The organism is Tamlana carrageenivorans, from assembly GCF_002893765.1.
GTDB classification, from domain to species: domain Bacteria; phylum Bacteroidota; class Bacteroidia; order Flavobacteriales; family Flavobacteriaceae; genus Pseudotamlana; species Pseudotamlana carrageenivorans.
In genome coordinates, this window is sequence record NZ_CP025938.1 from 358,856 (window position 1) to 379,609 (window position 20,754).

At 34.7% G+C, this 20,754-nt stretch carries 16 protein-coding genes and 1 pseudogene; 9 read left to right on the forward strand and 8 right to left on the reverse strand.

Annotated features, from left to right (window positions below; all coding sequences use genetic code 11):
- Window positions 1-44: 44 nt before the first annotated feature.
- The 5 genes from C1A40_RS01680 to recR form a co-directional block, all read right to left on the reverse strand.
- Window positions 45-2,117, reverse strand: coding sequence for a hypothetical protein (locus C1A40_RS01680; protein WP_102994377.1), 2,073 nt, complete (start codon window positions 2,115-2,117; stop codon window positions 45-47).
- 441 nt (window positions 2,118-2,558) lie between these two features.
- Window positions 2,559-2,885: a DUF134 domain-containing protein gene (locus C1A40_RS01685; protein ID WP_102994378.1), complete on the reverse strand. Its 327-nt coding sequence runs from the start codon at window positions 2,883-2,885 to the stop codon at window positions 2,559-2,561.
- A gap of 116 nt (window positions 2,886-3,001) precedes the next feature.
- Entirely contained in the window at window positions 3,002-4,336 is a 1,335-nt protein-coding gene (locus C1A40_RS01690) for a dihydrolipoamide acetyltransferase family protein (RefSeq protein WP_102994379.1), read from the reverse strand.
- Window positions 4,337-4,422: 86 nt separating this feature from the next.
- Window positions 4,423-5,526, reverse strand: coding sequence for a glycosyltransferase family 2 protein (locus tag C1A40_RS01695; protein WP_102994380.1), 1,104 nt, complete (start codon window positions 5,524-5,526; stop codon window positions 4,423-4,425).
- 93 nt (window positions 5,527-5,619) lie between these two features.
- Window positions 5,620-6,237 carry a recombination mediator RecR gene (gene recR / locus C1A40_RS01700; RefSeq protein ID WP_102997108.1) on the reverse strand — a complete coding sequence of 206 codons (618 nt, stop codon included), beginning with the start codon at window positions 6,235-6,237 and terminating at the stop codon, window positions 5,620-5,622.
- Between the two features lie 96 nt (window positions 6,238-6,333).
- Here recR and C1A40_RS01705 point away from each other — a divergent pair, with 96 nt between their 5' ends.
- The gene (locus tag C1A40_RS01705) at window positions 6,334-7,803 is read left to right on the forward strand and encodes a sodium:solute symporter (protein WP_102994381.1); all 1,470 of its coding nucleotides are present in this window, start codon (window positions 6,334-6,336) and stop codon (window positions 7,801-7,803) included.
- Here C1A40_RS01705 and C1A40_RS01710 read toward each other — a convergent pair.
- The 3 genes and pseudogenes from C1A40_RS01710 to C1A40_RS01720 all read right to left on the reverse strand — a co-directional run bounded on the left by C1A40_RS01710 (window position 7,753) and on the right by C1A40_RS01720 (window position 10,509).
- A complete protein-coding gene (locus C1A40_RS01710) occupies window positions 7,753-8,115 on the reverse strand; it encodes a CoA-binding protein (protein WP_102997109.1) in 363 nt (120 codons plus the stop codon). The genes C1A40_RS01705 and C1A40_RS01710 overlap by 51 nt on opposite strands.
- Window positions 8,116-8,131: 16 nt before the next feature.
- Window positions 8,132-9,011: pseudogene (locus tag C1A40_RS01715) on the reverse strand (IS982 family transposase).
- 490 nt (window positions 9,012-9,501) lie between these two features.
- Entirely contained in the window at window positions 9,502-10,509 is a 1,008-nt protein-coding gene (locus C1A40_RS01720) for a 3-oxoacyl-ACP synthase III family protein (protein WP_102997110.1), read from the reverse strand.
- A gap of 277 nt (window positions 10,510-10,786) precedes the next feature.
- Here C1A40_RS01720 and htpG point away from each other — a divergent pair, with 277 nt between their 5' ends.
- From htpG to C1A40_RS01760, 8 genes are all read left to right on the forward strand, one after another.
- Window positions 10,787-12,697 (forward strand): molecular chaperone HtpG, encoded by a 1,911-nt coding sequence (gene htpG / locus C1A40_RS01725; RefSeq protein ID WP_102994382.1) that lies wholly within the window; start codon window positions 10,787-10,789, stop codon window positions 12,695-12,697.
- A 316-nt stretch (window positions 12,698-13,013) separates the two neighbouring features.
- On the forward strand, window positions 13,014-13,598 hold the full coding sequence (locus C1A40_RS01730; protein WP_158651239.1) for a DUF4377 domain-containing protein: 585 nt from the start codon (window positions 13,014-13,016) through the stop codon (window positions 13,596-13,598).
- Window positions 13,599-13,656: 58 nt separating this feature from the next.
- Window positions 13,657-14,484: an FKBP-type peptidyl-prolyl cis-trans isomerase gene (locus C1A40_RS18720; protein ID WP_158651240.1), complete on the forward strand. Its 828-nt coding sequence runs from the start codon at window positions 13,657-13,659 to the stop codon at window positions 14,482-14,484.
- A gap of 142 nt (window positions 14,485-14,626) precedes the next feature.
- Window positions 14,627-15,262 carry an MOSC domain-containing protein gene (locus C1A40_RS01740; protein WP_102994384.1) on the forward strand — a complete coding sequence of 212 codons (636 nt, stop codon included), beginning with the start codon at window positions 14,627-14,629 and terminating at the stop codon, window positions 15,260-15,262.
- A 61-nt stretch (window positions 15,263-15,323) separates the two neighbouring features.
- Window positions 15,324-15,704: a hypothetical protein gene (locus tag C1A40_RS01745; RefSeq protein WP_067148745.1), complete on the forward strand. Its 381-nt coding sequence runs from the start codon at window positions 15,324-15,326 to the stop codon at window positions 15,702-15,704.
- A gap of 140 nt (window positions 15,705-15,844) precedes the next feature.
- Complete coding sequence (locus C1A40_RS01750; RefSeq protein WP_102994385.1) at window positions 15,845-18,034, forward strand: B12-binding domain-containing radical SAM protein; 2,190 nt, start codon at window positions 15,845-15,847, stop codon at window positions 18,032-18,034.
- A gap of 98 nt (window positions 18,035-18,132) precedes the next feature.
- Window positions 18,133-19,374, forward strand: a complete 1,242-nt coding sequence (locus C1A40_RS01755) for a DEAD/DEAH box helicase (protein WP_102994386.1) — start codon at window positions 18,133-18,135, stop codon at window positions 19,372-19,374.
- 288 nt (window positions 19,375-19,662) lie between these two features.
- Window positions 19,663-20,634: a DUF4372 domain-containing protein gene (locus tag C1A40_RS01760; protein WP_102994387.1), complete on the forward strand. Its 972-nt coding sequence runs from the start codon at window positions 19,663-19,665 to the stop codon at window positions 20,632-20,634.
- Window positions 20,635-20,754: the final 120 nt, after the last annotated feature.

Sequence of the window (20,754 nt, forward strand, 5' to 3'; positions counted from 1 at the left end):
TTCCTTTAAAACAAATCAAAGGGACATAAAATTGATTTTATTGTTTAACCTAACAAATCTGGGGTATTAAGAATTAACTTGATTTTTTTAATAATTACAGTTATTTGATTCATTTGCGCCTCTATGTTTCTAAAATAAAGACTTATATCTCTATTTACCCAACTCTCAGATATTACGCGTGCTCCTAAACTAATTCTCAGAACGGCACTTTGTTGGTTATTTTCATACTTCACATTAACCGCTTGACCGATATGACACTTTAAAGCTGCAAGTCTGACAACTTCCAGAGGAGCTCCTTCAAATTCATTTGATAAATCTGAGTTCAGTAATAGGTATAGCTTTTTAACTTGATCTACAGTTAAAACTTCATTATTTTTAAGAATAAAAAAAGGAAAAATAGTTCGAATGCTTCTTATCCCAAACTCATTACCATTAAAATTATTTGTTTTCATGTCTTCAGCATAAAGCGGTACTAAAAAAGCAGCTTCACTTATAGATTCTTCAACAAAATTACAGAACATCTCAATCCCAATGTTTCGATACAAGATTGGTGTTTTGTAGTACCTATCCATTTCTACAATGGCGGCATTCCAACGCATATAAGAACCATAGTTAAATCCGTCTGACAGAACTTTAGAGCAAGACCATGATTTAGGGAAATCGGAGTGATTATAATATTGAGACAACCCTACTGGCAAGGATTTTTCAGAAGCATGAATTAATGCATTGACCGTTTCGGGCAGAATCAATGCTCCTGAATACGGAGGTCCTGTAAAATATTTACTTCCTGTAATAGATATGATATATCCCTTTTTCAAGTAATCTTGAATATCAGCGGCATCCAATCTTAATTGAGCGGCATCTACAATAACTTGTAAAGAGGAGCTTTCAAATTTATTTAGTTCATACATCATACTCTCACTAGGAGACTGATAGCCTAACTTTGAATGATCCATAACGTGAAGCACCGCAAATCTTCCTAATTCGATAGTTTTGGTTATAGCCTTAAAAACCTCATCATCCAATTGATCTGTTGATTTTAATTTTCCATGAGCATCTCTAAAAGGAATTTTTACTACGTCAACATCCTGAAAGCCTTTAATTTTATCTCCTTTTTTAACGGTATAATTTAAAGCCGAAGTATTCTCAAAATGACACCCATTTAGCGCTGTTGAAACGCCACTACCAGTTTCATCAGACGCTACTAGAATATGAGTTATTTCTTTATTGGTGACTATCTGAGCTATGGCTGCAATTTGAAGGGAGGAATCGGTACCTGAAGGTGAAAAAATAATTTCACAAGCTTCATTTATTTTAAATATCTTTTTAAGATTCGTTTTTAATAATTCCGAAAAATCTATTGTTGTATTTTCAAATCCGTTTTTCAAGCAATTTTTTATCAATATACTTCTAACCTTATCTGTTTTATCAAAAGCGAAATTGGACACACTTGTTGCTGTAGAGGAAGCGAAAGTGAAGGCATCAGGTCTTGGAAATGGTCGGCAACCATATTTATTTAAAAGTGCCACCTCATCAATATTCAATCTATGATCTCCACCCGACATAAGTAAATACTCTGTAGGTTTTGCCAAATTCTCAACAACAGGCTTCCATGACTCCTTAAACAATTTAGAGTTATTTTCAACACCATGAAAAGCCTGTAACTCTGTATTAGCTAGCAAGGTTTCGGGAGCTACCCCGCTTCCTTTTTTCACTAATTCAATTAAAACATTACTAAGCGGCTTTAATTTTTCCTTATCTAATTCAGGTAATAATTGATAAAAAACACGAGTTACCTCAAATGCTGCAGTATCGCATAGCGCAATATTATCCTTTTTTTCACCCAAAGCCTTATACCACAACTGCCACTCTACACCATATCTCAAATAAACCAAGGCCAATACAGGGTTTTTTAAATATAAAGCCCCAATAATAATTGATTTATTTGGCACAATCTTAAATACATCTGGCTGAGTATTGGACGTAATAATATTAATGTTATTTAATTTTGGTACCGTATTGAACCTTTTTAAAACATGAACTAAATAATTCACGTTATCTTTTTTAAATAAACTCGTCCTTTTGTATTGATTTTCAATAATTACATTATTTGTCATAAAATTTTATTTAAGACGTTCGTTAAGAACTTTTTCTCCTTGGAGAAAAATTTGACATTTCTACCTTATAAAGATTTTCAATTTAACTCCAACTAACCTTTAACCCCACAACTAAAGGCCCTAAAAAACTGAAGCATGAAGCATGCGTTAAAAATTTAGGCTTATGTTTTTTTATAGCATTTGGAATGCGACTAAGTAAACGCGACTTTTATCTAACACCTCTTTTTGTCTTTAAGAAAACATAAACTTCATAAAGCTTTGAGCCTCTAAAACACTCAACAACTTCATTATTACTAGTAATGGGTACAGTTATTTTCATGGCAACCTAATTTTATTTATTAAACAATAGAATAAGTTGATTCATTTATTTTAAACTCACTATCCCCTGTGAATCAACTGTTAAACAATCATCACATTTAATATTATCGTCCATACTAGCAATTACCTTAAAACATTTGCTACATTTATGCCAAGCTTCTTCAAACTCAAAATCCCCCCTTTAATAAGTATTGATTTCCCTTCAACAAATGCTTGCCCGATTTTTTTTAAAGCACTATTATAAATTCTAGTAAGTGTAGGCCTTGACACTTCCATCTTTTCGGCCGCGACATCTTGTGATAACCCATCGTAAACAACCAACTTAACAGCCTCATATTCTTCATACTGTATTAGTACAGGCTCGGAATCACAAAACCGAATACCAAATGGCTTAAACCCTAACATTTTAGGAGGATAATTAATTTTTCTCTTTTTCTTAGGCCGTGGCATTTTTAAAATTTTCAGCAAATATAATGAACTTACGTTCAAAACCCGTGGTTTGTAAAAAAACCAGAGAATTCACTTCCCTGGTTTTTTATCTATTAAATTACTAATTCTTATTAAGATTAGATTACTCTATTAACATCCCAAGCTTCAAGATAATCTTTAACAGCTTTAACAAACATACCTCCTAATGCTCCGTTTACGACACGATGATCGTAAGAATGCGACAAGAACATTTTATAACGAATCCCAATAAAATCGCCTTCTGGAGTCTCTATAACTGCCGGTACTTTTCGAATAGCACCAAGAGCTAAAATTCCAACTTGTGGTTGATTTATAATTGGCGTTCCCATAATACTTCCAAAAGATCCAACATTAGTAATTGTATAGGTGCCATCTTGAATTTCGTCTGGCTTCAGTTTGTTTTCTCTAGCACGCTTTGCCAAATCGTTAACCTGTTTAGTCATACCCACTAGGTTAAGCTGATCGGCATTTTTTATAACAGGCACAATAAGATTCCCATCTGGTAAGGCTGCTGCCATTCCTAAATTTATATTTTTCTTTTTTATTATGGTATCTCCTTTTACAGAAATATTCATCATGGGATAATCGCGAAGTGCTTTAGCTATAACTTCCATGAAAATTGGTGTAAAGGTTAAATTTTCACCTTCTTGCTTCATGAAATTATCTTTAACTTTCTTTCTCCAATTCCAAACATTAGTCACATCGGCCTCGATAAAACTTTGCACATGGGCAGACGTTTGAAGCGAGTCGGTCATGTGGTTAGCTATCAGTTTCCCCATTCTAGTCATTTCAATAATCTCATCTTCACCGCTAGAAATAACAGGTACTGCAACAGGAGTTGCTTTAGCAACAGGCTTAGTTTGGATGGTTACAGATGCATCAACCACAGGTTTTTCTTCAACTGGTTTATTTGTCCTATTTTTTATATAATCTAGAATATCATTTTTAGTAACGCGCCCTTCATTTCCAGTACCCACAATAGCATCTAACTCTGATTGTGAAATATTTTCAGCCTTAGCAATATTTCTAACTAAAGGTGAATAGAATTTATTATCACTAGAAACTATAGGGTTTACAGACTCCTGAACATTAGTAATCTGTTGTGTGATTTCTTCAACTGCTTTTTCTTGGTCTTCTGTAATTTCAACAGGGGCATCGTCTTCTTTTGTATTTTGGTCTGAAGCAGAATCGCCTTCCGTTTCTATTACCGCTAAAACCTGACCTACTTGTACCACATCATCCACATCAAAAAAGCGCTCTACAATAACACCATCAACCTCACTTGGCACCTCACTATCCACTTTATCTGTTGCGATTTCTAAAACCGGATCGTCCATTTCAATAGAGTCTCCAACCTCTTTCAACCAAGATGTTATTGTTGCCTCTGCAACACTTTCCCCCATTTTTGGTAACTTAAGCTCGAACTTTGCCATATCAATAACGTAATAGTGTATTTTTAATTTCCAGTTGCAAAATTACTGAAAACACATTAATTTCTTTAAACTATTTGCAATAAAAACTACTTTAAACTTATAATCTCTCCTCTTGCCAATCCGTTATCACTTCCTATAATAAACTCTGAATTATTTGGCAGTATCTTATAAGTTAGGACTTTATTTTGAGAAAATGAAGATTCTATGAATTGAATGATTTCTTTAAAACTTAAAAAATTTCCATCAAAAATAACCTCTACCTCCGTTTCAACAGTTTTTAAATCACTTTTCAAAAGAACAGGGCGATCTAGAATCTTTTCTAATGATAAATTTCTGGTTTTAGACACAAAATAATAGGTCTGAATCTGTTTCTTGCTAACATTGGGCACCTTTCTTAATAAATAGAAAAACTTAATCCCTATCCAAACTACAAAATCGAAAATAGCATTAGATTTAAAGTGCTTTTTATAAAATATTTGCATAGCACCAAAAAAACGACGTGCATAATTTTTATCTCGTAAAGTACTTTCTCCTTTATAATGAATCACCGAGGTTTTTCCAAAGTAATAATTTTTATACCCCGCCTGAAGCACTTTATAGGACAAGTCGATATCTTCGCCATACATAAAGTAATCCTCATCAAAACCTCCTACTTTATTGTAAACCTCTCGTTTTAAAAACATAAATGCGCCGACAAGTATTTCGACTTCACCAATTTCTTCCTTACTTATTTGGTTCGCATAATAGGTTTTGGAATGACCACAAATCTTTTTTAAAGCCACATTTACGTAGGGGATATTTCGCTTGCTTTCTGGAAGAAAAAACCCCGAACCATTTATTAGTTTACAACCTACAATACCTAAGTCTACTTTTGTTTCTGAAAATTCTAATAATTCTAAAAACGTATCTTCAGCAACGACGGTGTCCGGATTTAGAATGCATAGATATTCTCCTTTTGCCCGAGCTACTCCTATATTATTTCCTTTAGAAAAGCCGCCGTTTGTTTTTTCTTCTATAAGGATAACATCTGGAAATAAAGTCTTCACCATTTGGCAACTATCATCCTCAGAATTATTATCTACTACAATAATTTCTGAATCTATAGCAACTGTGGCAGCCTGTACACTTTTTAAACAAAGTTCCAAAAAGTGGCGCACATTATAATTTAGAATAACAACAGAGAGTTTCACAAGTGGTTTATCTTATTTAACGATATGTTTTTATAGACTCCAAATTTAATCGTTTTAATAGTTTTGGTTGGTCGGTTTATTTGACGTGACTTTTTATGATTTTAATGAGTTTTCAAAAGGCACACGATTAATAATACTTCGGCTTAAGGTAATCTCATCGGCATATTCCAATTCATCTCCTACTGAAATTCCTCTTGCAATGGTTGAAGTAAAAACGTTATAATCTTGAATTTGCTTGTAAATATAGAAATTTGTGGTGTCGCCTTCCATCGTTGAACTTAACGCAAAAAGCAATTCCTTTATTTCACCCTGTTTAACTTTGTTTACTAAAGATTCAATATTTAAATCGTGAGGCCCTACACCATCCATAGGCGATATTTTACCACCCAAAACATGATACACCCCCTTAAAAGAGCTTGTATTCTCGATAGCCATGACATCACGAACATCTTCAACAACACAAATTAAACTGGTATCCCTAATGGGATTTGAACAAATTTCACAAAGTTCCACATCACTAATATTATGACAAGATTTACAGAATTTAATATCATCACGCATGGTTTTTAAAGCTTCCACGAGAGCAGTGGTTTGCTCCTTGGGCTGCTTTAACATGTGCAAAACCAAGCGTAAGGCTGTTCGTTTACCAATTCCAGGCAACTGCGACATTTCGTTAACAGCACGCTCTAATATTTTAGATGAAAATTCCATGTTTGCGAATTTAGCATTTTTTAAAACAATTGAAAGCAAACTCAAAAAAGAATAAAATCTGATGCTTTTTTGTACTTTGGCTCAAAATAAATAGTGATGACGCCTACTCAAATTCTTCTACTTATACTTGCTTATTTTGTTGTTTTGATATTAATATCTTACTTCACAGGAAAAGAAGATAGCAATGATGCTTTTTTTAAAGCCAATAAATCGGCCCCTTGGTATTTGGTTGCTTTTGGCATGATTGGCGCCTCACTTTCGGGTGTTACTTTTATATCGGTTCCTGGAGCCGTAGAAACGAAACAATTTGGTTATTTACAAGTGGTATTTGGCTACTTTTTTGGTTATTTAGTTATCGCCTATGTTTTGCTTCCTATTTATTACAAACTCAATTTAACCTCCATTTACACCTATTTAAGAGATCGTTTCGGACGCATAAGCTATAAAACGGGCGCTGTAGCTTTTTTAATTTCTCGAGTTGTTGGTGCTTCCTTTCGCTTGTTTTTGGTTGCTAAAGTATTGCAGTTATTGGTGTTTGACCAGTATGGCATCCCTTTTACAATAACCGTCATGATTACCATTGCTTTAATATGGTTATACACCTTTAAAGGCGGTATAAAAACCATCATATTTACAGACACCCTGCAAACGCTTTTCATGCTTATTTCGGTAGTGGTCACTATCGTATTTCTAGCCCATGCCTTGGATTTAAATAGCATTTCGGAAATCCATAGCCAAGTTTCAACAAGTCCTATGAGTAAAACACTCTTTTTAGACAATCCTAACGACGCCCAATATTTTATTAAAAGTTTTGTAGCAGGCATGTTTATCACCATAACTATGACTGGGCTAGACCAAGACATGATGCAAAAAAATCTAACCTGCAAAAACCTAAAAGAGGCTCAAAAAAACATGATTTCCTTTAGTGTCATTTTAATTTTTGTGAATATCCTTTTTTTAGTTTTAGGATTACTACTTACCCAATATGCGAATCAAAATGGTATAACCGCCAAAAAGGATGACTTGTTCCCAACCATTGCTATGCTTCCTGAAATAGGCATCCTTACCTCCTCGTTCTTCCTTTTAGGCTTAATAGCAGCAGCTTACTCTAGCGCCGATTCTGCTTTAACCTCGCTAACAACTTCCTTTTGTATAGACATTATTGAATTAGATAAAAAACCAAAGAAAGTTCAGAAACGCATAAGAAAACGTACACACATCCTAATCAGTTTTATTTTGGTGCTTGTTATTGTTTTATTTGATGCTATTTTTAAAGACGTTTCTGTAATTTGGGAATTGTTTAAAGCAGCAGGATACACTTACGGACCTTTATTAGGTTTATTTGCACTTGGTATTTTTACCAAAACGCAACTTAAAGACCGTTATGTTTGGATAGTGGCATTAATCGCACCAATCGTATCTTATTTTATAAATGCCTATTCTATGGAACTTCTAAACGGTTACCAAATTGGATTTGAGATTCTTATAGTTAATGGTTTGCTAACTTTCTTAGGATTAATATTGATTCGTAGAAAGCAAGACCAAAGTACAGGCAACTTCGTATGAAATACCCGCATCATGAAGTAATGTATAAAACTCTAGATTTTCTGTTCCGGGGTTAAAAATGACGCGTTTTGGTTTTAATGACATGATGTAATCGTAAAACGGTTTTTGTCTGTTTGGATTTAAATACAAAGTCACGGTGTGTATATTTTTATACGGAACTAACTGCGTATCAATTTCTACACCCGAAACCACTCCTTTTTTTAATCCAAAAGCTACAACCTCAACAGACTTGGCTGACAAACGCTGCAAAGCCAAGTATGAATACCGGTTCGATTTTAAGGAAGCCCCAATTACAAGTGTTTTTTTATCCATTAACCCGTTGTGCATTTTAAATAATGTTAATTTTAATATTATTAATGTTTCTCCCAAAAATAAACTTATTGATATACTGAATAGTTGTTAAAGCAGTTATCTTAGCTACGATTCTTGTTTTAAAACCTTCAAAAGTTTTAGCATAATTGCGTCTTATCATAAATTGGTCACAAAGTTGTGAAAATAATGTTTCTATCCTTTTCCTCTTTTTTCTAAATACATAAGGCTGTACTTTGTAATTTTTTTGATTGCTTCTCATAGGTGTATTTAGCGTTATATTACAGGTTTCAAACAAGTTAAGCTGTATTTCTGTTGATAAATAGCCTTTATCACCAATTAATGTACAATCGCTTATTTGCATCTTAATATCTTTAAGATAATTAATATCGTGTACAGATGCTGGACTCAAATCGATACTTTGAAAGACACCATTTACAGAACAAACAGCGTGCAGTTTATAACCGTAATAATTAGAACTTTGAGCTGCACAATAACCTTTATCTGGAAATGCATAAGTGTTTTCTTTACAAATCTTTGAACGAGAACTGCGTGATAATTTACAAACTTCTAAAGGCATACTATCTACTACAAAATAATCTTCAAATTCATTAAAATGGGAAGCTAAGCTTAACCTGATACTGTTGAGCTTATTAACTAGTTTTCGTCTTCTTCTATTGCAGACACTTCTCTCTATTTTTGATAATAGGGAATCTGGAAGTTTTCTAAAAAGGTCATTTTCACTATCTATTCCCATAAATTCGGCAGTAAGACTCAAGCTGATAAGTTCTAAATCACTAAGCTTTGGTTGTCGTCTTTGATAACTTAAAAGTTGTTCTTTCGATATTTTTCTTAATACTTCCAATATTCTTTTCGTAATTTGCACTCAAGTTGTTCATTATTAATGATTTGTAGTTAAATCAATTTACTGATTTTCAGTAAGATGAACAACTTTTTTCTTTTAAATCATAATGCACAACGGGTTCCATTATTTAAAATTCATTTCTATTAAAAGTTACGTTTAAACAGTTTTAATCGTAGTTAATCAGAAAAACTATAATTTAATGCATTTTTTTCGGTTTTTTTACAATAAATCAGACGTTTAAACGTTACCAAAACATACAATCTAAACTAGCGAGTCAAATATAATTATTAGAGTTAGTCATCTACACATATTAAAATTCGTCAAAAAAGATTTGTATAATAAAGCTCGAAATACGTTTCGAGCTTTTCTCTTATGTTAAAATTCGTTAAATATCAGCGTGTTATGAAATATATAATCAATTTCTACGTCTAAGTAATAAGATTTTTCACTTTAAGTGTTAATTGAAGTTGATTAATAGTTACAGAAGCCCGAATGTAACGTTCGGGCTTTTATATTGCATAGGACTAAGTCCATTTAATAATGGCACTCGCCCATGTAAAACCACTACCAAAAGCAGCAAGTACTACATTATCGCCTGCTTTAATTTTTCCAGTTTCCCAGGCTTCGGTAAGTGCTATAATTACAGAAGCGGCTGTAGTATTACCATATTTCATAATGTTATTAAAAACTTGATCATCTCGTAATCCAAATTTACCTTGAATAAATTGCGCAATACGCAAATTCGCTTGGTGCGGAATAAGCAAATCGATGTCCTCTTTATTCATACCGTTTTTAATCAAGCCTTCCATAATCACTTCACTAAATCGTACCACGGCATGTTTAAACACAAAGGTACCATCCATATAAGGGAAGTATGAAATATCTTCGCCATCAGAATCTAAAATCTCAGGTACCCAATGCGCAATACTTGGTGATTCTACAATAAGTTTATCGGCGTATTTACCTTCACTATGCAGATGTGTTGATAATATACCTTTTGAATTATCCTCTTCTCGAGATAACACACATGCGCCAGCACCATCACCAAAAATTACTGAAACGCCGCGTCCGCGTGTGGTTTTATCCAAACCATTACTATGATATTCTGCGCCAATAACCAGCACATTTTTATACATGCCCGTTTTAATAAATTGATCGGCAACCGATATGGCATATACAAATCCGGAACATTGATTTCTAACATCTAGAGCACCCACCGTTGGCATATCTAACATATCTTGAATTTGCACGCCACAGCCCGGAAAATAATAGTCGGGACTTAGCGTTGCAAACACAATAAAATCGATATCGTCTTTGGTTAAGCCTGCACGTTCAATAGCTATTTTAGCGGCCTTAGCTCCCATGACGGCCGAGGTGTCTTCGCTGCCTTCAGGAATCCAACGCCGTTCTTTTATACCTGTTCGCTCTTGAATCCATTCGTCATTGGTATCCATGAGTTTTGACAAATCGTTATTAGTTACCACATTTTCAGGTAAATATTTTCCTAAACCAATTATTTTAGAATTATACATATTGCGCAAAGTTTTCATTTCCGCGTAAGCGAAAATCTTAATATCGTTAAGCAAAATACAAAATAATACCATGATTCTCGAATATAATAGCAGCGTTAGTCTAATATTTCCTTTCAAATTGTGTCAGTTTGTCATATTTCTTCAATTGGCATTTTTGTTGTCTGTTGCTGTTACAGTAATAAAAACTATAAATGAATTAGATTCCCTTTTTCAAGGGAACATAAAATAATCTAAAAGATTCCCTCCTTCGAGGGCATAAAAATTAAAACTATTTATCATGACAAAAGGAAACATTAATGTATCGGTAGAGAATATCTTTCCTCTCATTAAAAAATTCTTGTACAGCGATCACGAAATCTTTTTACGTGAGCTGATTAGTAATGCTACAGATGCCACTTTAAAATTAAAGCACTTAACCAATATTGGTGAGGCTAAGGTTGAATATGGCAATCCAAAAATTGAAGTTAAAATTGATAAAGAAGGTAAAAAACTTCACATTATAGACCAAGGTTTAGGTATGACTGCTAAAGAAGTAGAAAAATACATTAACCAAGTGGCTTTTTCTGGAGCTGAAGAGTTTCTAGACAAATACAAAGATTCAGCTAAAGATTCTGGAATTATTGGTCATTTTGGATTAGGTTTCTACTCTGCTTTTATGGTGGCTGAAAAAGTTGAAATCATCACCAAATCTTTCAAAGATGAGCCTGCAGCACATTGGTCTTGCGACGGATCGCCAGAATTCACTTTAGAACCTGCGGATAAAACAGATAGAGGTACTGAAATCATTCTTCATATCGCTGAAGACTCAACTGAGTTTTTAGAAGACAGTAAAATTAGCGAGTTACTTTTAAAATATAACAAGTTCATGCCAGTGCCAATTAAATTTGGAACTAAGGAAATTAATGATCCTGAGCACGAACCACAAACTGTAAAAGGTGAAGACGGTAAAGAAACTACCGAACCTCACAGAAAAATTACAGTTGACAACATTATAAACAACCCGAATCCAGCTTGGACAAAGCAGCCGGCAGATTTAAAAGAAGAAGATTACACTGGTTTTTACCGTGAATTATACCCGATGCAATTCGAGGAGCCTTTATTCAACATTCACTTAAATGTTGATTACCCGTTCAACTTAACAGGGATTTTATACTTCCCTAAATTATCGAACGATATGCAAATGCAAAAGGACAAAATTCAACTGTACCAAAACCAAGTTTTTGTGACGGATAATGTTGAAGGTATTGTTCCAGAATTTTTAACTATGTTACGTGGTGTTATCGATTCGCCAGACATTCCGTTAAACGTATCGCGTTCATATTTACAAGCCGATGGTGCTGTTAAAAAGATTTCATCTTACATCACGAGAAAAGTTGCCGATAAGTTAAAGTCTCTTTTCAATGCTAATCGTGAAGATTTTGAAGCGAAATGGAATGATATTAAAATCGTCATTGAATACGGTATGCTTTCTGAAGAGAAATTCTTCGAAAAAGCTGAAGCCTTTGCTTTATACCCAACAGTTGATGGTAAATTCTACACTTACGAAGAGCTTTTCAATAAAATTAAAGCCAATCAAACTGATAAAGATGGTAAGTTAGTCATTCTTTACGCTTCAGATAAAGATGCACAACACAGTTACATCGAATCGGCTAAAGCTAAAGATTACGAAGTATTATTGTTAGACTCACCTATCATTTCACACTTAATTCAGAAATTAGAAGGTACAAAAGAGAACATTACGTTTGCTCGCGTTGATGGCGATCATATCAATAATCTAATTAAGAAAGATGAAAATACCATCTCTAAATTAGATGAAGATCAAACGAAAACTTTAGATGAGTTGTTAAAAGAAGTGATTCCTTCTGAAAAATTCACCGTACAATTAGAAGCTATGGACAGCTCGGAGTCGCCATTTACTATCACGCAACCAGAATTTATGCGTCGTATGAAAGAAATGCAAGCTACAGGCGGAGGCGGCATGAACATGTTTGGCAATATGCCAGAAATGTACAACTTGGTGGTTAACACAAACTCAAACTTAGTTGGAGAAATATTAAACACAGAAGCTAAAGACAAACAAGAACGTTTAATTAATCAGAGTTTAGATTTAGCTCGTTTATCGCAAGGTCTACTAAAAGGTAAAGAGCTTACAAACTTCATTAAACGTAGCTACGAAATGATAAAATAAGAATGCTGTGAAGCTTAGGATCGCTATGTAAATGTTCCTATTTAAGTACTCGTCAAAATGAGCTTGTCGAAACCCTAACGCTTTCGCGGAAATAAAACCCAAAAACCACTTTGATTTTACAAAGTGGTTTTTTTTATGATTTTTTTAAGGAATATTTTTTCAACCTTTGCGCAACCTTTTACAACATATCACATCTAATAACAAAATTCCGTCTATGAAATTGATTAAAACCTTTTCAGCTATCATTCTATTGACTATTATAAACATGTCATGCAGCCCTATCAGCACTAAAAACACCAGCTTTTGGATAAACAGCATGAAGGCAGAATGCGATGCTGGAGCAGGGAAAGCCCAATGCCTACAAATTTATAAAGGCGATGATATTGAAAATGCTGAATGGACTTACTTTTACAGTACGATTGAAGACTTTAACTTTGAACCCGGTTTGTTTCAAAAAATAGCAGTGTGTGAAATTCATTTGAATGAAAATGACGTACCTGCCGACGCTTCTTCCATCAAGTACAAATTGGTGAAAGTTTTAGAAAAAAAGGACGACCCCAGAATGATCTTAAACGATATTTGGGCCGCTACCCACGTTGAAGGCGTTGCCCTTGACACGAATAATAATGAGCCACCCTACTTAGAAATCAACATCGCCAAACTCATGATTTCAGGTACCGATGGTTGTAATAATTTCTCGGGAAGCATCAAAAAACTTAACACGAACACCATAGCGTTGGGTCCTATTGCTATGACTAGAAAAATGTGCCCCAATATGGAAGTTCCTGATCGTTTTAGCAAATCTTTAACCCTTTCTACAACCTATAAGAGAGATGGTTTAACGCTTTATTTTTATGATTCTGAAGGTCACGAAACCCTACGTTTTAATAAAGCAGACTAAAACGTTTAATAATTCCGCTATTAAGATACCCCCTAATTAATAACACAAAATAATACCCATGAAACAATTCCTATTTATTTGTGCCCTTGTACTTTTTACTGCCTGTGAAAAAGACGAAGCACCAAAAGATTATTCGGCTGAGAATGATGCAGAAATTCAAGCTTACCTCAGTGAAAACAACCTAGATGCTAAAAAAAGTGGTACTGGTTTATATTATATTATTGAAGACCAAGGAACAGGAGCAGTACCAAAAGCCGACGACCGTGTAAAGGTTGCCTATAAAGGATATTTTACCGACGGTACGGTTTTCGAAGAAAATGAAGAAGGCATATCTATTCCTCTAAACTACCTTATTAGAGGGTGGGTTGAAGGACTTGGGTATATGAAAGAGGGTGGAAAAGGCACTTTAATCATCCCTGCTCATTTGGCCTATGGCGATGTAGATAAAGGAAATATCCCAAGAGGCTCAGTCATTATTTTTGATATCGAACTCATTTATGTGAATTATGCTACCGAAAACGAGAAAGACATTAAAGCTTATTTAGAAGAAAACAATATTGAAAACGTTACTAGGGCCTACTCGGGCTTGCACTACAAGATTCATAACCAAGGAACAGGTGATAAACCCAAAGAAACCGATGTTGTAAGTGTTACTTACAAGGGAGAATTTTTAGATGGAAAAGAGTTTGACAAAAGCACTTCTGAAGTGAGTTTCGATTTATCTAGAGTCATTAAAGGATTTTCTGAAGGGATATCCATGCTTAATGAAGGTGGTAGCGCTACTTTGTACATCCCTGCCCATTTAGCTTACGGAAATGCAGGACAGGGAAGTATTCCTCCTGGAGCCGTTCTTATTTTTGAGGTGGAACTTGTTAAAATAAATTAAAAAATTGCAACCTATATAAATTTCAGTGCTGTTATAATGAAACAGACACCTCTGATCTAAAAAAAGCTACTTCTACCCTGAAAGTAGCTTTTTTTATTAATTTTGACATCAGTTCAATTTTAATTATTTTAAAAAATATCTTTTGAAAATAACATCTACCAATACCGCCAAGCCAACCACGATTATCTGGAACAATGAAGAAGTAACCACGGGCATTTTTAAAACCCCAACAGCTTCAGCCATTTTTCTAGGACACAGTGATGTTGAAAACGATACCGTAACCGACAGAAAGTATCATGGAGGTGAATTTAAGGCATGTTATTTATTCTCAAAAGATCATTATCCGTACTGGAAAGGACTTTATCCAAATTTAAACTGGAATTACGGCATGTTTGGTGAAAACCTAACTGTAGAAGGTTTAGATGAAACTAAAATTCAGGTTGGAGATATTTACCGTGTGGGAACTGCTTTAGTACAGATTAGCGAACACCGAGAGCCTTGTTTTAAATTGGGCGTTAAGTTTAAAACACAAGAGGTTTTAAAACAGTTCATACATCATGGTTTTTGTGGTACCTATATCCGAGTAATAGAAGAAGGCCATGTGCAAAACGGAGATACATTTACCTTGGTTAAGCCAGCAGAAAACAGCCTAACCACCTCAGAACTCTTCCATTTAATTTTTGACAAAACTAAAAACCAAGACCTGCTTTTAAAAGCCACAAATAACGAAGCCTTAGCTCCAAAGCTTCGAAATGATGTTAAAAAGCTAATAGATTAAAGACTTACTATTTTATAAAAATTAGGTTTTGTTGTATCTCATTTTTTTGTACTTTTAGTTTATGAGCAAGACAACAAAAAAATTAAAGTTACAGCAGTATAGCGATATTTATATTCTGAACAAACCGGAATCTTTTGATGATACTTTCAAAGACATTTCATATTCAGAATCTATTGTAACCACTTCCTGTGTGGAGTGTGCTTTGGTGTTCTCACAAACCAAAGATGAATTTATCAATCAAATGCTCACCTTATTCCCAAGGTTGTTAGACCATTCTGTAGTTTGGGTATTTTATCCTAATGATACTTCTATTAGTGAAATTTCAAAATTACATATCGAGCTAGACTGGGATTTTTTAGGCGATTACCGTTTAAAACCCACTAAATTAATCGCCATAGACAACACATGGAATGCCATGAAGATTAAAAAGATTCATGTCTAAAAGATCCTTTTCGGAATAATACTACTTTTCAGCTCCTATTCAAAATACTAAGGTTCCTTTTTGAAACTATCTATTGTTATTTTAAAACAACATCCCTAATTCCTTTTCAATTATCTTTGTGCCTATATATTGCATAAATTTTGAAAGACCTCTTACTTATTACCCCGCCTTTTACACAACTCAATACGCCCTACCCTGCTACGGCATACTTGAAAGGCTTCCTTAATACGAAAAACATTAGTGCTTTTCAAATGGATTTGGGTATTGAAGTTATTTTAGAATTATTCAATAAAAAAACCTTCGAGGAATTATTTCATTTAGCTGCCAAAAACCAACGCATTGTATCAGATAATTGTCAGCGTATTTACGCCCTAAGAGAGGCCTATTTAGCCCCTTTAGATGATATCATCCAATTTCTTCAGGGCAAAAACCAGAGTTTAGCTCGACAAATTTGCACCGATCATTATTTACCTCGTGCCTCGCGTTTCAATCAGTTGGACGATATGGACTGGGCCTTCGGCTCGATGGGATTTCAAGATAAGGCCAAGCATCTGGCCACTTTGTATCTCGAAGATTTATCCGATTTCATTATTGAATGCATCGATGATAATTTTGGATTTAGCCGATATGCTGAGCGTTTAGGTCAGAGTGCTCATAGTTTTAATGAACTCTATTCGAATTTAGAAGAGCAGCCCACTTACATCGATCAAATAACACTTGACATTCTTGATAATCGCATTAAAGCTACACAACCCAAGTTAATTTGTTTTTCGGTACCCTTTCCAGGGAATTTGTACAGTGCTTTTCGTTGTGCTCAATATATTAAAACTCATTTTCCTGAAATTAAAATCGCCATGGGTGGCGGATTTCCAAACACTGAATTACGGTCATTAACCGATGTTCGAGTTTTTGAATTTTTCGATTTCATCACTCTAGATGATGGTGAATTACCCATCGAATTATTATACCACAACCTCGTTGGAAACGATTCTCCTCCACTTTACAAACGCACCTTTTTACTAGAAAACGGTAAGGTTTCATATAAAAATAACAGCCCCAAACCTGATTATAAACAGCTTGAAATAGGGACTCCCGACTATTCCGATTTACACCTAGACCAATACATTTCGGTAATTGAAATTGCAAATCCCATGCACAGTTTATGGAGTGATGGCCGATGGAATAAACTTACCATGGCACATGGTTGCTACTGGGGGAAATGTACTTTTTGTGACATATCATTAGATTACATTAAAATCTACGAACCTATCACCGCTAAATTATTGGTGGATCGTATGGCGCAAATCATAGCTCAAACAAGAGAAAACGGATTCCATTTTGTAGATGAAGCCGCGCCTCCTTCCCTTATGAAAGCTCTAGCTCTAGAGATTTTAAAACGAAAAATGACGGTGACTTGGTGGGCAAATATTCGTTTTGAAAAAAATTTCACCCACGATTTATGTCAGCTTTTAAAAGCTTCTGGCTGCATTGCCGTTTCTGGAGGTTTGGAAGTAGCCTCCGATCGCTTACTAAAATTGATAGACAAAGGGGTTACCGTGGAGCAAGTTGCCCAAGTGACCCGCAATTTCACCGAAGCAAACATCATGGTACACAGTTACCTCATGTACGGTTACCCAACACAAACCATTCAAGAAACGGTTGATAGCTTAGAAATGGTGCGCCAATTGTTTGAACTTGGCATTATTCAGTCTGGCTTCTGGCATCAGTTTGCTCTTACAGCTCACAGTCCCATTGGTCAAAATCCAGACGCTTATAACATTACTCCGCACTATAAGAACATCAGCTTTGCAAACAACGATATCGATTTTTCAGACAATACAGGCATAGACCACCACATGTTTAGTTTCGGATTAAAAAAATCCTTGTTTAATTTCATGCACGGTATTGGATTCGATTTACCTCTACAAGATTGGTTTGATTTTAAAATTCCACACACCACTATTCATCGTGATTTCATTTATGATAGCCTAGAAACACCTGTAGATTTCAAATTAAAACCACGAGGAAAAGTCCTTTGGTTAGGATCACACCCTTTAGTTAGTGAATTTTCAAAAACTAAAAAAGGAAATACTTATGCCTATTTAAAACTCTCATTTCATTTAAAAACGGATACGATCGATATAACGCTCAACAAAAATCATGGCGATTGGTTTACAGATATCTTTGGTAAACTCACACCAAATAATGAGCAATTACTAACGCTTTCCGAATTGAAAAAAGATTTTGAAAGCCATTTTGACAATTTTGAATTGTTCTGGTTTTCAAAACCTATTATGACTTTAAGGGAAAACGGACTTTTGGTTTTATAAAAATGAAATCACTTTCAGATAAAAAAGAATCATATTCTTATTTTTTCCGCTAAAGGAAAGCCAACACAATTTCCACTATCTTTGCGGAAACTTTCTACATGTCATTTAAAGATTTAAAACTCAACAGGCCAATTTTAAGAGCTGTAGCTGAAGCTGGATATGATAATCCGACTTTAGTTCAAGAAAAAACCATCCCTTTAATATTAGAAAAAAAGGATATGATTGTTTCGGCTCAAACCGGAACAGGGAAAACAGCTTCCTTTGCTCTGCCTATACTTCAATCTTTATTTGACCGACAAGATGCCCCAAAAAAAGGTAAACAAGTAAAAGCCCTCATTGTAAGCCCTACCAGAGAATTGGCATCACAAATTAGCGACAACTTTAATAAATATAGCACCTATACTAATTTAAGAACAGCGGTTGTTTACGGTGGTATTTCAATTGAACCTCAAAAGGAAGTTTTAAAAAAAGGAGTCGATATTTTAATAGCAACTCCAGGTCGATTATTAGATTTACACAAACAAGATATTGTCAATTTAGATTATGTTGAAACGCTTGTTTTAGATGAAGCCGATTTGATGTTAGACATGGGTTTTATTGATGATGTTAAAAAAATTGAACGCCTTTGCACCAAAGAAAAACAAATTTTACTTTTTTCGGCAACTATTCCATACAAGGTAGAACAATTAGCAAATTTAATATTAAATAACCCTGAACGTATTGAAGTTGCTCAGAACGCTTCAACCTCAAAAAATGTTAATCAATTGCTTTATTATGTGCCTAAACGCAATAAAATTGAGTTGTGTTTACACTTACTAAGAAATACGATTAAAGGCCATATTATCATTTTCAGACGTACCAAATTTGGCGTTGAAAAACTGGAACAAACCTTGCTTAAAAATGGTTATAAAGTAGAAAGTATCCACGGTGACAAAAGTCAGACTGCAAGACAGGATGCTTTAAGTAAATTCAAAAATAGGGATGCTAATATTTTAATAGCTACCGATGTTGCAGCGCGTGGCATTGACATCAATGATTTAGATGCTGTTATTAACTTTGATTTACCAAATATCCCTGAAACCTATGTCCATCGTATTGGACGAACGGCTAGAGCGGGTAATACAGGCGTAGCATATTCGCTGTGTTCTGCTGATGAGAAGACTTATGTACAAACCATACAACAGCTCATTCAAATCCAATTAGACGTTATTGAAGACCACCCATATCCATTAGACCCCAAGGCCAAGCCTATTGTTCATAAATCCAAAAAAACGGGAAGTAAACACAAAAAAGGGCGAAAAAGTGAGGCTTCAAAAAAGAAAAAGAAACGCTGGTATTAACTTTTAAAATTAGTGCTTTCATCGCAATATATGACACGTATCTGCACTACTAGATGCTTTTATTAAACAAGATAAATTACAGGCTATTCTATAAAACATAAAAAGGCACATTCAGAATTTAGCTCAATTGAGTAATACTCAGATATTAAAAACCAAGAATTGATTAAATATCAGTCTTGGTTTTTTGTTTTTTTATCATTAGTGTCCAATAAAAGATTTTAAAAGCGGGATTTCCAAGATAGGATTTCCCGCTTATTTTGTATCTTGAAGTTATCACACATCCAAGATATGAATAAAAGTAAAAACTTTAGCGGACAACCCATAATCAAACAGGTATTAAATTTCATTTTGCCCAAAGATGTTCATCGGACAGCCAAAAAGCACAACAGCGATCGCTATACCAAAAAGTTTACCACCTATGAGCATTTGGCCACTATGGTATTTACCGTGATCAGTGGCTGTAGCTCACTTCGTGAGGTTTCCAGTATTATGCTTGCCTGCGAGGGAAAGATCAACCATCTAGGACTCACGGACTTTCCAAAACGCAGTACCTTGTCAGATGCTAACAGGAGAAGAAGCTCTGAAGTATTTGCCGATATTTATCATTTACTCTACAAACGTTACCATCGCTTTTTATCGGACAGCAGACCCTTAGAACCTGCAGTGAAGAACCTTAAAATCGTTGATTCCTCGACCATACCCCTATTTAGTGACATTCTTAAAGGTGTAGGAAGGAACCCGCTCAACAGCAAAAAGAAAGGAGGTATCAAGATGCATACTATGATAAACGCCATGGAAGACGTTCCTTGTCTGATTAAGTTTTCAAGCGCGGCCACGCACGACCACGCTTTTTCCCTGAGGAGAATCGCTTTTTGGCACGAAAAGCACCAAAAAGTTTATGAGTTCATCACTAATAATTATGATCTTGATGCAGACAAAATAGCCGACATCTATAAAAATAGGTGGCAGATTGAGACGATGTTCAAGCGGCTTAAACAGAACTTTCCGCTAAAGTATTTTTTGGGAGACAATCAAAATGCCATCGAAATACAAATCTGGGTCAGTTTGATAATCCAGCTCATTATGCTTGTGATCCAAAGAAAAACCCAAAGAAACTGGGCTTATTCCAATATGATGTCCGTCATACGATACCATTTGATGACATATATCGATTTGTTCAAATTCCTGAAAAACCCAGAAGCTAATTGGGAAGAGATTACAACCAAAAACATTGGGCAATTAAGCCTTTTTGACCCATAAGGAGGTTCTGTTTTCAAAATAAAGAGTGCGATCAATAAAAAAGGCCAACACCAAAGCTTTTTTAGCTAATTCTGTTTTTTATCGGACAATAATATTTTTAAAATTATATTCTATCCTAGA